The organism is Cognatundibacterium luofuense, from assembly GCF_018139685.1.
In the GTDB taxonomy this organism is placed as follows: domain Bacteria; phylum Pseudomonadota; class Gammaproteobacteria; order Burkholderiales; family Burkholderiaceae_D; genus Undibacterium; species Undibacterium luofuense.
The window spans coordinates 1-261 of sequence record NZ_JAGSPN010000700.1; the positions used below are offsets into that span (position 1 = coordinate 1).

Consider the following 261-nt stretch of genomic DNA (forward strand, 5'->3'; position numbering starts at 1 on the left):
TTGTGACGACAGGCAACTGTACGATCAATGCGAATCAGGCAGGTGACGGTACGTACAATGCAGCGACCCAGGTACAGCAAACCTTCGCGGTTGCGGCGGTGGTTCCGGGTGCACCGACCAGTGTCAGTGCAACAGCAGGTACTGGTTCAGCAACAGTGACCTTTACTGCACCGGCTTCGAATGGTGGTGCAGCAATTACGACTTATACAGCGACCTCCAGTCCGGGCGGATTTACCGGTTCATGTACCGGTCCATCGGCTT

At 55.9% G+C, this 261-nt stretch carries 1 pseudogene; it reads left to right on the top strand.

What is annotated here, in order from left to right:
* Positions 1 to 261, top strand: a pseudogene (locus tag KDM89_RS22250) (IPTL-CTERM sorting domain-containing protein); the annotation flags it as partial.